Raw genomic sequence first — 13,664 nt, 5'->3', positions numbered from 1 at the left:
TTAATCATTTTTTTGGAATACTTTGAACCATTTTTCATTACTTCTTCTTCACAACTTCATCCCAGCCGAGATAATTTACATGCTTAAGGATTATCCAGCCGGCTGCTGTGCCCAGAACAAGATATATCAATCCCGCCATAAAATCACCTAAGATTATTTTTCCAATACCGAATAAATACATGTATACCAGAATTATCCCGAGCATCCAGTCAATAAACAAAACTGCGTAGCCGCGGTCAGCTTTGATATGCGGGTGTTTCTGCGCGAATTTTTTCCAGCCCCAGCCGCCGGGGTGGACGCGCATATAAAATATGGAAAGCTTATCCTCTGTAACGGGTTTTGTGATGAAAACAGTAACAAGCCATGCAAGTGTTGTTACAGGTACAATTATAAATAATGTTTCCGGGAATTTTACTCCGAAGTTACCAAAATAAAGAATGGCATATACAATAAATGGTGTTACTGTCGCAACTATTTCAGATATCGCATTTATGCGCCACCAGTACCACCGCAGGATCAATATTAAGCCAAGACCCGCGCCGCACTCAATAACAAACGCCCATACACCGGATATTGTTGTCATGAACATTGTTACAATAACAGAAATTATCATAAATATTATTGTAGCAACCCTTGAAACTGTAACGTAGCTTTTTTCTGATCTGCCGGGGGAAATAAAGCGCTTATAAAAATCATTTACAAAATATGAAGTGCCCCAGTTAAGATGAGTAGCAATTGTTGACATGTATGCGGCAAGAAATGCGGCAAGCAGCAGACCCTTCAATCCCATTGGGAGGAAGTCGTTCATAGCTTTAACATAGCCAAGTCCTTTATCTGCCATTGAAAGCTCAGGGTAAAGCACGATAGCGGAGAGTCCGACAAGTATCCATGGCCACGGTCTGATACAATAGTGGGCAACTTGAAAGAATAACGTTGCAAGTAGTGAGTTTTTCTCGTCTTTGGCGGACATTATTCTTTGCGCAATATAACCACCGCCACCCGGTTCAGCGCCTGGATACCAGCTTGCCCACCATTGAATACCTATAAAAGCCAGAAATGTAGATACTGTCATCATTAAAATGCCGCCGGTGCCTGTAGAAGTTCCCGTTTCACCGCCAATTTGAGGTGTAAATCTTAAAGCCCAGTCAGGCAGTTTTTCCTGCAGACCGGTTATACCGCCTATCTGCGGTGAGTTTACAACTATTATAGCCAGAATAATACAGCCTGTCATTGCAAGTATGAACTGGAATGCATCTGTCACTGCTACACCCCACAGGCCGGATATTGCAGAATAAACCGCTGTAATGAACATACAGCCGGCAAGAAAATAAATTACATTACCGGGGTTCACATATTCTGGGAACATACCAAGCATTATCTTACCCATTGCAAGGTTTACCCAGCCCATAATTATACAATTCATGAATATACCGAGGTAAAGCGCTTTGAATCCGCGAAGGAATGATGCTGATTTGCCGGAATATCTTAGCTCAATAAATTCAACATCAGTCAATATGCCCGCTCTGCGCCAAAGCTTGGCAAAAAAGAAAACGGTGAGCATTCCGCCGATAAGCATGTTCCACCAGAGCCAGTTGCCTGCAATTCCGTTCTGCCCTACAAGCTCAGCAACTGCAAGCGGTGTATCGGCGGCAAATGTGGTGGCGACCATGCTCAACCCGGCAAGCCACCACGGCAGCTTTCTGCCGCTTAAGAAAAAATCTTCGGTGTTGCTGCTTGCTTTGCGGTAATAGTATAAACCAATACCAAGGCTGATAATGAAATACAGAGCAATGATGATCCAGTCGATAATATGCATAATATATTATAGTATGATGTAATGCTGAACTCAGATTTCAGCATTTGAATTACTTTTAAATTTATTCCCTGAATAAAAAAACAACGTGATACTCTCACTTAAATATCAAACAAAAATAACGTAAATGCTTTATAATTGCAATTTTTAAAGCTATGTTAATATTTAAATAATAATTTCGAACATTATTGATTATATTTGAATAACCTAAATAAGGAGGCGGCTTATGAAAGCCATTATTACTTTAATATTCCTTCTTCCATCCGTATTATTCACTCAAAATTCAGACTGGGCTTACCGGAATACAAATCCGCAAACCAATTTTTACGGTATAAAATTTTTTGATCAGAATACAGGCTATGTGATAGGCTCCGGCGGAGCGTTCTTGAAAAATGTTACCGGTTCAGATAACTGGATAAATATTGCTACATACACTTCACGTGACCTTTTTGCGATGCATTTTTTTAATATGAGTACCGGGTATATAGTTGGCGATGGCGGAATTATTTTATATACATCAAACGGCGGAGCGAACTGGACTACTATTGCAACCACTAATAATTATGCTTTAAGATCCGTTAAGTTTATAAACCATAACACAGGATTTATTGCCGGTGATAACGGAGCATTATACAAGACAACCAGCGGCATAACTGGGTGGCAGCAACTAAATGTTACATCAGCTAATTTAAGATATATATATTTTTATGATTCGCTTACAGGGTACGTTTGCGGTGATAGCGGTAAATTCCTAAAAACAACAAACTGCGGATTAAACTGGAGTGTACAAACTGTAGGTACAGAAAATCTGCTTAGTGTTGCTTTCATAAATTCTTTAACAGGATACCTAACACCCAGATTAGGCGGATTGAAAACAACAAACGGAGGAAATAACTGGTTCACAAGCCAGGTTGGTTATGCGGGACAGGAGAACTTTGTTAAATTTACTGATGCAAATACCGGTTATGTATATGGGAAGAATGGTCCTGTATCCAGAACGACTAACGGTGGTTCTGTTTGGCAGCCATGGTGTTCATACCAGCTTTTTTCAGGAAACTCATTTTATGATATAAGTATAGTTGATTCTAACACAGCATTTTTATGCGGAAAAAACGGGTGGATCATCAAATGTATCGGTACAGACCAGGTGAATCAGAATGCTTATAACCTGGGGGGTTCACTCGCAAACTTAAGCAGGATCAATTTTACAGATGCCTTAAACGGTGCAGTGATGAGCATTGACGGCTCACTGTTGTTTACAACAAGCAACGGCGGTGATAAATGGAATGTAATTTTTTGCGGAACTAACAGCTGGTTTGAAGGCTCAAGCTCTCTAACTGATCTATGGTTATTTTCACAAAACAGCTGGTATAGAGAAATATATTATCCGGGCATCGGAGGTTTCCCGTCTTTTTCTGTTCAACAGTCTACAGATCAGGGCTTAACATGGGCAGGTCCAAGAAACTATGGTTCAATGGGATACGGGGTTAGTGATATTTTTGAAACTGGCGGAGTAACATATTTAACTAACAGTTTTTCGGTTTTAAAAAATTCCGGAGCTAACTGGGCAACGGTTTATACAGGTTCAACAACCGGGAAAATATATTTTGCAGACGCGAATACAGGATTTGTTTCTATAGGCGCAAGCGGTATAAGGGGTATACTATTCACATCTAATGGCGGAACAAACTGGATTATTTATTCTACAGGTTCAACAAAGTATATTGAATCGGTATATCTAAGGCCTTCCGGCCTGGGGTTCGTAGGGTGTGATTCTTCGCTGCTGCTTAGAACAACGAATTTTGGCTTAAACTGGTCACAAATAACAGTGCCAAATAACCTGCGAGTGCAGAATATCAGGTTTGTTAATGAAAACACAGGCTGGTTCATGGCTACTAACCGGAATTCACCATATACAGGCAGGCTTTATGTTACCAATAACGGCGGTACATCATTCCAGCAAATGATGTCTTTAATGAACTTTGATGTTAAGGGATATTCATTCGTAGATGTGCAAAACGGCTTTATATGCGGTGATTCAGGTAAAGTTATAAAAACAACAAACGGCGGATTAACATTTGTGACTCACTATCCCGGAATTACACCTGATAAATATTCACTTTCCCAAAACTATCCCAACCCGTTCAATCCGGTAACGAACATTAAATTCGATATTCCGAAATCAGGGTTTGTGAAAATTACAGTTTATGATCTGCTTGGTAGAGAAATTACTACGCTTGTAAATGAGCAAATGAAGCCGGGAAGTTATAATGTTGATTGGGACGCATCAAACTATTCAAGTGGAGTGTATTTTTATAAGATTGAGGCAGGTGATCCTTCGACAGGCTCAGGACGAAGTTTTGTTGTATCAAGAAAAATGGTTCTGATAAAGTAAAAATTCACAAGATTTTATAATGAAGTTATTTATCATTAATATTAATGATAAATATCATAATTATTCCTTACACTCATAGATATATTTGTAATACCTGAAGCCTTGCATTCAGGCAGCATTCCGCATTCATCCATCCCCATATTTATCAATCTATTTATTAAAACCCATGAAAGCTATCTATACAATTTTTGTTGTATTCATTATTGTTTCATCAACTATTTTTTCACAGGTTGGGTACAGCCCACGGATTGATTCCATTTCAAACCTGGTTACCTTGCAGACACTTTCAAAGCTCAACAGGGAGCTTTGCGGTGATACTTCTACTATAATAGGCGGAGTGCCGTATACTATTGTATCAAGGCATTCAAACACTGTGCATAACCCAAAAGCAGCACAGTTCATTTATGAACGATTCCAGAGTTACGGACTGACTGCAAGGTATATGAATTACAGAACAAACGGTCAGAATGTTATAGCAACGAAGATCGGTACCAAATATCCAAATCAATACTACATAATATGCGGACATTATGATAATATGCCCTCAGGCTCACTGGCACCAGGAGCAGATGATAACGCTTCAGGCACTTGTGCTGTAATGGAAGCAGCAAGGCTGCTTGCTCCGTTTAATTTTGATTATACTTTAATTTTTGTAGCTTTTGATGAAGAAGAGCAGGGTCTAATAGGCAGCCGCGCTTATGCGGATTCATCATATAACAGGGGAGACTCTATTAAAGGAGTATTGAACTTTGATATGATAGCCTGGGACGGGAACAATGATTATAAGCTGAATCTCTTCACAAATTCAGCTTCGCAAAACTTTACCAATATTACCAAGATCGCCTATAACATATATCAGCCAATGCTCGACCCGGTTGTTTCAGTCGGCAATATGTCATCAAGTGATCATTATTACTTCTGGCAGCGCGGCTACAATGCATACTGCGGTATTGAGCTTATGAGCGATTTTCATCCGTATTATCATACTGTGAACGATAATTTCGCCAATGTAAAAATGCCGTATTTTCTTAAGTTCACACAGGCTTCACTTGCAGCTTTAATGACTTACGGATGGAATTTTACAATAAATTTTGCACATACACCAATTACAGGCTCAAGTGATACGGGACCCAGGACTGCCAGCGTGGTAATCACATCACCATATAAACTTAAAAAGATCACAAACGGACCGAGGCTATATTACAGGGTTAATGGAGGCTCGTTTACGGCATTGAATTATGTTTACAATAATCTCGATACTTTCAGATTTACCATTCCCGGCCAAAGCACCGGAGCAAATGTAGAATATTATTTTGCAGCACAGGATTCACTTGCTAATTTTATTGGCACGCTGCCCGTTGGCGGAAAAGGACTTAACCCGCCGGGTACAGTACCACCTGCAACATTCCTGCAGTATACAGTGTTGACGGCTATTGCTTCCAATAATGAACCGGCTGAATTCACTTTAAGCCAGAACTATCCAAACCCGTTTAACCCGATGACGAATATTGAGTTTTCAACCGGGAAATACAGTCATATAAGAATAACAGTGAGTGACCTCTTAGGCAGGGAAACTATTGAGCTGGTTGATAATTATTACCCGCTGGGCGTACATAATGCAGTATTTGAAGGAAAAAGATATTCATCAGGAATATATTTTTATTCAATGTATGTCGATGGAATCCTTACTCATACAAAGAAAATGATGCTGATAAAATAAGCATAATAATTAAAGCAGTTTAATTAATAAATTCAATTTGAAAAACATGAAATATATTAGTTATACAATTGCTTTCATTTTTATTGTACATTGTACTGTAATAAATGAAAATTGTTTTACGCAGTGGGGTCCCGATCTCAGGTTGACGAACGCATCGGGTAGTTCTAATACTACTCACAATCATGCGTGGAGTGTTGCATCAAACGGGAATGTTGTACATGCATTATTTTATGATGATCGCGATGGTAATCAAGAAATATATTATAAACGCTCTATTAACGCAGGCACAACCTGGGGAACGGATACACGGCTAACAAATAACTCCGCTTCATCTCTAATGCCTTCTATTTCAATTGTCGACAATTTAGTACATGCAGTATGGCACGATAACCGTGATGGCAACTGGGAAGTTTACTACAAACGATCAACTGACATGGGTATAACATGGGGAATGGATACACGAATTACTAATAACTCAGCAACTAATTGGCATCCCTCAATTGCTGTCTTTGGTTCAAATGTACATATTGTATGGAGAGACAATCGAGATGGCAACCAAGAGATATATTACAAAAACTCAACAGACGGAGGAGTGACTTGGGGAGCCGATGTACGCTTGACAATTAATTCTTCTTTTTCATGGATGGCAAACATCGCAGTTTATAACTCGGTTGTGCATATAGTGTGGCAGGATAATCGCGATGGTAATTATGAGATTTACTATAAACGGTCGCCCGATGGTGGTTTGAGTTGGGGAGTGGATACACGCATGACAAATAATTCTGCAATTTCTGAGGTTCCTTCCATTTCTGTTTCAAATCAGAATGTGCATATTGTATGGGGAGACCAACGCGACGGCAATAAAGAGATTTACTACAAACGGTCGCCCGATGGGGGTATAAGTTGGGGACCTGATGTACGCGTTACCAGTAACTCTGCTATTTCTGATTATCCATGCATTGCAGTATACAACTCGATATTGCATATTGTCTGGCATGATAATCGCGACGGCAATACTGAGATCTATTATAAACTCTCGATGGACGGGGGATTAAACTGGGGAACTGATACCCGAATAACAAATAATCCTTCTTCCTCTGAATATGCTTCTGTTTCAATCGCTGGTTATAATTTACACATTGTTTGGCAGGATAATAGAGATGGTAACTATGAGATATACTATAAACGCGACCCTACAGGTAATCCAACCAGCATATCAGTAATAAATACAGAAATACCAAAGTATTTTTCACTTTCTCAAAACTATCCAAACCCGTTTAACCCGATGACGAATATTGAGTTTTCAACAGGAAAATACAGTCATATAAGAATTACAGTGAGTGACCTCTTAGGCAGGGAAACTGAAAAGCTAGTAGATCTGAATTTAAATCCGGGAGTATATAATGCTGTATTTGAGGGTAGAAATTATCCATCTGGAATTTATTTCTATACTATGTATATTGATGGAATTAAATTTGATACTAAAAAAATGATGGTTTTAAAATAGATGGTTTTGATGCTTCAATATAAATCAGTTTCAACTCTCGTGTTGCTGTTCATGGTTTTACTAATTACCCTTCCCGGGTGTTTTGCATCAAAAATTGACCGTGAATATTTAGAAGGTGAGTGGACAACCGAAAAGCATGAAGAAGGAAAAATTTATTTTGAAGGCCATCCAGTAACTATATTGTTTAATAAGGACAGCTTTATATTCAGGGAAGCTAATTGGAGTGATGTGGTATCAAATGATCCTTGTAACTTAAATAATGCAGAAAGAAGTGCAAAAGGAACTTATTCAGTTAATGATAATAAGATATATTTAAAAGGATTATGGGATAAAATTCCGGTTGATAAGAGTAAAAATCCATGTTATGATTTTGGGCAATTTGATCTGGTATATCAGGAAGTAGAAAGTCAGGCTGGAATTTTAACCCTCCAACTGATGAAAACTGTAACTCAAAATAATGTATGGCCTTTTAAAGAAAAAATTACGCTTTACAGAAAATAAAAATATGATACAATAACGTTTTAACAGTTTGTATATAAAAAAGCCCGGCAATTGATGCCGGGCTTATATTTTTGCTGCGCTAAACTTTTATTTTGAAAAAGCTACAAATACGGAATCACTTCCCCCGCACTCAACTTTTTGTTTTGTTACATATGTGATCGCTTTGGGGTCAATGTAGTCAGGGTCCTGGTATTCAGCTTTCACCTTGATCCTTTTACCCTGGTCATTTTGCAGATTAATGGTGTAGGTTTTGCTTTTGCCTACAAGCAAATTACCTGAAGGAAATCCGTCAATTGTTAATGTAATTTCGAATAAAGAATTGTTCGATACATAAATATATGCTTCGCAATTTGCTTTGCCGGCATCAGCGTTTATTGCTGAGAGCCCGATATATAAAACAGAAATTATTGCTATAATTGAAAAAAGTATAGTTATGTTTTTCATGATATATGATCCTTTCACTGCACAAATTTAAGCAACATTTACTCAATATAAAATCATATTCCAAGGGATTTTTATTAAAACATATAAACCGATGAATCGGTTAGTGTGATATATTGAATAATGTCCCACGACTGAAGTCGTGGGCTAACATACGAAACAATGTTTAACAACAACTTCGGTAGTGGATCCCAAAAGATTTGATTGAATAAATTGATTCCGATAAGGATTGCTGCAATTATCCCTTGAATTTCAAAACCGGTTAATTCGAACTTTGAATTAAAATGAATAACAGCCCACGACTTCAGTCGTGGAATAAAAGCAAAACACTTTTTTTTATAGCAGCTTAGATTGATTAATCCGCTTTTTGAATTAAAATGAAAAATAGCCCACGACTTCAGTCGTGGGTAAAAATGATATAAAAATTATATAATAACCACTTCAGTGGTTTATTTTAGAAATTTGTAGTGAATTAGTTGGATGTGAGGGGAGTTGTCACTACTGCACACCCAGCAGATTTAAACCGCGGTATGTAATAAACGCCAGCACATAAGCCATGACAGTATATAATCCTATTTGTAATAAAGGGATTTTCCATGAGCCGGTTTCTTTCCTCGCAACAGCAACTGTTGAAAGGCACTGCATTGCGAACATAAAATAAATAATAAGTGCAATTGTAGAAGCAGTTGTGAAAAGCGGCTTTGTGCCGTCAGGTGAACGCGCTTCGCGCATTGAGCTCAAAATTGACTGCTGGAAGTTCTCTTCATCATCTTCGCTTTCGGTTATATTAAACGTAATAGCCATTGCGCTTACAAATATCTCACGGGCTGCAAATGCTGAAATCAGCGAAACCCCTATTCTCCAATCCCACCCGAGCGGTTTTAAGATCGGTTCAAAAACATATTTGCCAATGGTAGCTGCATATGATGTATTCAGACGTTCGGAATCCACTATGTGAGATACCTGCTCTTCGGTCAAACCTGCGGTTCTGACTTCAGGCAGTTCCGGGTTTACATTCGGGAAATATGTTAAAGCCCAAAGGATGAGTGAAAATAAAATTATTATCGGACCTGCCTGTTTTACATATACGAGAGCTTTATAATATGTATTCTTGAAAATATGCCTGAATACAGGAAGCCTGTAGGGGGGAAGCTCAAGCATAAATGTTGATTTCTCTTCGGTCTTTTTGAATTTGCTTATTATTCCGGCAGTTACTGCCCCTGATATTAGGCTGAAAAGATACAATGCTCCAAGCCCGATACCGCCTATCCACGGCTTATCAGGCGGAACAACAAAGGCGAGCAGCATAGCATAAACAGGAAGCCGCGCGCTGCAGCTCATAAGCGGAATTATCATGATTGTCAGGAACCGTTCACGCCTGTTAGAAATTGTCCTTGCCGCCATCATTGCGGGAATCGCGCAGGCGTAGCCTGAGAGCATTGGAATAAATGACCTGCCGTTAAGCCCGAATTTACTGAGCGGTTTATCTATCAGCATTGCAGCCCTTGCAAGGTACCCTGTATCTTCAAGCAGCCCGAGTAAAATGAAAAGTATAACGATCTGCGGAACGAATATCATAACCGAGCCAAAACCGTTGATTAAGCCGTTGGTTATAAGGCTGCTGTACCATGCATCCGGCGGGAGTGCCTCAGAAACCAAACCGGATAAATTGCTGAAACCAGCATCGATGAGATCCATTAAAGGCTGAGCAATCCAGAAGATTGACGTGAATATTATTCCCATTGAGATAATGAAAATAATTATCCCCCAAAGCGGGTGCAGAAAAACTTTATCAAGCTTAAGTGAATTTTTATCAGGGGTTCTTGAAAGTGAATGAAAGCTTTTTTTATTTATTTCATCGAGATCCGGCTTATTAGAAATATGTTCAATTACTTTTCTCTCTGCTGCTTCAGTGTAGTCATAAAGCCTTGCAACATCCTCTTCAGTGGGTAAGGCAAGCTTATGTATATTCGATTTATAGTCTAAAACAGAATTATCTTTATAAAGTGCTTCGGCTTTATTTATAAGTATATCAAGTCCCGCCCGTGATTTACTGTTAACTTTAATAACGGGTGTATCAAGAAGCAGTGAAAGCTTTTCGGCAGAAACTACAAGCTCCTTTTTTTCAAGAAGGTCATTCATAGTTAATGCCACAATAGTTTTAAAGCCCGTATCAATAACCTGTTTTACCAGGAAAAGCTGCCTTGAAAGCTGGGTAGCATCACAGCTTACAATAACCACATCGGGCATTCCGAATTTAGGGTGGTTGAATAATCCGTCAATTGTTACTTCTTCATCAGGAGAGCTTGGATTTAAGCTGATAATTCCCGGTGAATCCATAACGTATGAGTTAAACCGGAATTTGCCGGTAAGCTTTCCAAGTGAATACTCAACAGTTGCCCCGGGATAATTGGATGTTTTGAAGTTTGATCCGGTAAGCGCGTTAAATAAAGTTGTTTTGCCTGAGTTAGGCATGCCAATGAGTGCAATTACCGGTAAATTATTTTCTTTGGTTAAATTATTAAGGGTATCTGTGTGACAGTCTTTTTCAGTGATGTTTAAAGCCATTTATCAGTTTATCTTAATACATTCAGCTTCACTTTTTCTTAAAGCAATTATCGTTCCGCGTACGGATACAGCTATAGGATCTTTAAAAGGTGATCTGGCAATAATTGTGACTTCCTGCCCCGGTGTGAAGCCAAGCTCCATCAGCCTTAAGCAATGGCAGTGTATATCGATGCAGTCATCCCCGACAGAAGTTATGCTGGCAGTTTCACCAATTTTCATATCGGCTACAGAAATATTATTGATTATTCCGGTATTTTCAGTCAATTGCTATAAATTAAAATGATATAAGACTAAATATGTCCAATATTTAGCACAAATTCAATGCAAATAACTTGCAATATAGCAAAATCTATTGAGCCCCGAAAGTACTAAAGAATTGTTTTATCTGTTTATTAATTTTCGGTGATCATGTGAATCATTCTGATTAATAAAAAACCCCGGCTATAAACCGGGGTTTTAATAAATAAAATAAAATGTGATTATTTAATAAGTATCATTTTCTTTGAATCTGTGAATTCACCTGCTTCTATCCTGTAATAATAGATACCGCTTGGAAGGTTTGTTGCGTCGAATTCAACGTTGTAGTAACCTTCTGTTTTAATTTCATTATTTACCAGGGTAGCTGTTTCTCTGCCAAGAGCGTCATATATTTTAAGTGTGACTGCGGATTTTTTAGGCAGAGCGTAAGTTAATATTGTAACAGGATTGAACGGGTTAGGGAAATTCTGAGCAAGCTCAAATTTTACCGGGGTACCGTTCTGATTGTTATTTATACCAATTGAAGCGGTAATAGTAAAGTTAGCATTTGACATATCAAAGAAGATATTATCAAGAGCTTCGATCTTTATTCTTGCCTGTGAATTTTCAATTGCAGGCAGGGTAACTGATTCACTTCCGTCATTTGGAGTGCTAGCTGAAAGAACAGTAGGGAATGTATTACCGCCATCAGTAGAAAGTGATATCTTCACGTTTGCGCAGTTCACAGGTGCTGTGTTAGTATTTGCAACATCCCATGTAACAGTCTGCGCGCCGCCAATAGTAACATTGGTATTAGGAAATGTAACAAGGAACGGTCCTGCGCTTGCAGTAGCCTGGAATACAACTTCATCTGAAGCAATACCGCCGCCGCCGGCACGGTTATCTCTTACTGTCAGCCTGAACTTAAGAAGCCTGTCATATGTAGGCAGACGCTCGCCCAGGGTCTGTGTATTATTGATAATATCAGAAAGCTTGGGGAAAACCCTTGTACCGTTTGTAACCGGTGAAAATGGCCTGAAAATAGGCGCATTGCCGGTTGGAGCATTTGGATTTCCCTGCGGTCCGATATTTGTCTGCTCCCATGAGTATGTTAAAGGATCATTATCAGGATCAGTTGCAGAGCCTGTTAAGCTGAATGGAGTTGAAATAGGTATTACATATCCTCCAACAGAAGGCAGAGTAAGAACAGGCGGATTATTTCCGGTATTGGTAACAACAGGGCAGTTACTGCCTGCTCCAAATTGTGTGAAAGGAAGCATTTCTACAAAAAGGTTGCCGCCGTGTAAATATGGAATACTGTTGTTCGCTAAATTAGGAGCGCAGACTCCTGCATAACCCATAATTGTAATACCGCTTCCGGGTTCCCATGCAGTGGGTGGATTTGCATTACAGCTCAGGTTATTCTGTGTATGGTTGCCGCTGAACTGGTGTCCCATTTCGTGAGCAACATAATCAATTGACCAGGGATCTCCAACCGGATTTGTTGAGCCGGTTGCTCCGCGGCCTTTGTTTCCTGTAACACAAACTACACCGAGTCCTGCAATACCGCCAAAACTGCCTGTACTGAAAACATGCCCGATATCATAATTAGCGTTACCAATAACATTATCCAGGTTAGTCTGGTTTTCCCCGAGTAATGCACCGCCGCTGTTATTAGTATAGGGGTCAGTACCGCCGTTTGTATATATGATGCTCATGTTATTTGCAATAATTACCAGTCTTACTGCCATATCAGTTTCATAAACACCGGTAATTCTGTTAGTGGTTGTTACAACATTATTTAAAGCATTTGCCTGTCCTCCAAGTAAAGTTGTAAATTCACCTGTGCAAGCTACAGCAAGCCTGTAAGTTCTAAGCTGCTCGCCGGTTCTGGTCAATACATTATTGTAGACAGGGCTTTCATGGCTGCTTTCAGTTAAGCAAACAAAGTTCTGCTGAACTACCGGCCTGAAATCATCCCTGTAGTAAGAAATGTAATAATCAGTTTCATTCATGCTGAAAGGATCGATAAAAACAGATCCGTTTGGAGAAAGTATCATAGCATGAAAACCCATTGGAGTGTTATCAAACCTGATCGTTGCATACGGGTCATCAATACCCTGTCCAAGATAAGTTCTCATTTCAGGATGCTGGGCCTGAAGCTCTGCTTCCATAACCGGAGATTCAACGAATCTGAACTTTGCGAATGTACCGTTTGGCATCGGCAAAGAAATAATAGTTGCTGAATTTTTTACCTTAACATTAACTTCAAGAGGTGCAGTGCTTAAAACTCTGAAAAGCTCAGCTTTATTCAGCTTAACAGTCCTGTAAGCTATTGGAGCAAGGTAAACCTGTCCTTTAACTATAAATGAACCGGGCTGAACATCCTGCCACATTGTATTATTTGAAAAAATTGAGGTAGTTAAAACAGAAAAAAACAGTAAAACAGAAAAGAAAATTTTCATGTTAATTTTTTTTAAAT

General features: G+C 39.0%; 9 protein-coding genes. 4 read left to right on the top strand and 5 right to left on the bottom strand.

Translation table 11 applies throughout. The annotated features are described in order from the left end of the window. Positions 1 to 37: 37 nt before the first annotated feature. Positions 38 to 1,816: a Na+:solute symporter gene (locus tag J0M37_13225; protein MBN8586046.1), complete on the bottom strand. Its 1,779-nt coding sequence runs from the start codon at positions 1,814 to 1,816 to the stop codon at positions 38 to 40. Between the two features lie 223 nt (positions 1,817 to 2,039). Between J0M37_13225 and J0M37_13220 the strand changes: the two genes are divergently transcribed. The 4 genes from J0M37_13220 to J0M37_13205 all read left to right on the top strand — a co-directional run bounded on the left by J0M37_13220 (position 2,040) and on the right by J0M37_13205 (position 7,936). Then, positions 2,040 to 4,208, top strand: coding sequence for a T9SS type A sorting domain-containing protein (locus J0M37_13220; GenBank protein MBN8586045.1), 2,169 nt, complete (start codon positions 2,040 to 2,042; stop codon positions 4,206 to 4,208). Between the two features lie 166 nt (positions 4,209 to 4,374). Beyond that, positions 4,375 to 5,928 carry a M20/M25/M40 family metallo-hydrolase gene (locus J0M37_13215; protein ID MBN8586044.1) on the top strand — a complete coding sequence of 518 codons (1,554 nt, stop codon included), beginning with the start codon at positions 4,375 to 4,377 and terminating at the stop codon, positions 5,926 to 5,928. Positions 5,929 to 5,965: 37 nt separating this feature from the next. Then, on the top strand, positions 5,966 to 7,435 hold the full coding sequence (locus J0M37_13210) for an exo-alpha-sialidase (protein ID MBN8586043.1): 1,470 nt from the start codon (positions 5,966 to 5,968) through the stop codon (positions 7,433 to 7,435). A gap of 51 nt (positions 7,436 to 7,486) precedes the next feature. Further along, positions 7,487 to 7,936 carry a hypothetical protein gene (locus J0M37_13205; protein ID MBN8586042.1) on the top strand — a complete coding sequence of 150 codons (450 nt, stop codon included), beginning with the start codon at positions 7,487 to 7,489 and terminating at the stop codon, positions 7,934 to 7,936. A gap of 87 nt (positions 7,937 to 8,023) precedes the next feature. On the opposite strand, the gene J0M37_13200 is transcribed toward J0M37_13205, so the two are convergent. From J0M37_13200 to J0M37_13185, 4 genes are all read right to left on the bottom strand, one after another. Continuing rightward, a complete protein-coding gene (locus J0M37_13200; GenBank protein ID MBN8586041.1) occupies positions 8,024 to 8,380 on the bottom strand; it encodes a hypothetical protein in 357 nt (118 codons plus the stop codon). 495 nt (positions 8,381 to 8,875) lie between these two features. Beyond that, on the bottom strand, positions 8,876 to 10,945 hold the full coding sequence (gene feoB, locus J0M37_13195) for a ferrous iron transport protein B (GenBank protein MBN8586040.1): 2,070 nt from the start codon (positions 10,943 to 10,945) through the stop codon (positions 8,876 to 8,878). 3 nt (positions 10,946 to 10,948) lie between these two features. Further along, the gene (locus J0M37_13190; GenBank protein ID MBN8586039.1) at positions 10,949 to 11,209 is read right to left on the bottom strand and encodes a ferrous iron transport protein A; all 261 of its coding nucleotides are present in this window, start codon (positions 11,207 to 11,209) and stop codon (positions 10,949 to 10,951) included. A 215-nt stretch (positions 11,210 to 11,424) separates the two neighbouring features. Beyond that, a complete protein-coding gene (locus tag J0M37_13185) occupies positions 11,425 to 13,647 on the bottom strand; it encodes a T9SS type A sorting domain-containing protein (protein MBN8586038.1) in 2,223 nt (740 codons plus the stop codon). Positions 13,648 to 13,664: the final 17 nt, after the last annotated feature.

The sequence above is a fragment of the Ignavibacteria bacterium genome (genome assembly GCA_017303675.1).
Lineage (GTDB): Bacteria > Bacteroidota > Ignavibacteria > Tepidaquicellales > OLB5 > OLB5.
Note: the sequence above shows the minus strand (reverse complement) of the source record. Positions and strands in the feature narration are given on the sequence as shown.

What these genes read in the sequence shown, in the direction of transcription:
- J0M37_13225 (MBN8586046.1), bottom strand. Translation starts at nt 1,816, where the DNA reads ATGCATATTATCGACTGGATCATCATTGCTCTGTATTTCATTATCAGC.
- J0M37_13220 (MBN8586045.1), top strand. Translation starts at nt 2,040, where the DNA reads ATGAAAGCCATTATTACTTTAATATTCCTTCTTCCATCCGTATTATTC.
- J0M37_13215 (MBN8586044.1), top strand. Translation starts at nt 4,375, where the DNA reads ATGAAAGCTATCTATACAATTTTTGTTGTATTCATTATTGTTTCATCA.
- J0M37_13205 (MBN8586042.1), top strand. Translation starts at nt 7,487, where the DNA reads ATGGTTTTACTAATTACCCTTCCCGGGTGTTTTGCATCAAAAATTGAC.
- J0M37_13200 (MBN8586041.1), bottom strand. Translation starts at nt 8,380, where the DNA reads ATGAAAAACATAACTATACTTTTTTCAATTATAGCAATAATTTCTGTT.
- feoB (MBN8586040.1), bottom strand. Translation starts at nt 10,945, where the DNA reads ATGGCTTTAAACATCACTGAAAAAGACTGTCACACAGATACCCTTAAT.
- J0M37_13185 (MBN8586038.1), bottom strand. Translation starts at nt 13,647, where the DNA reads ATGAAAATTTTCTTTTCTGTTTTACTGTTTTTTTCTGTTTTAACTACC.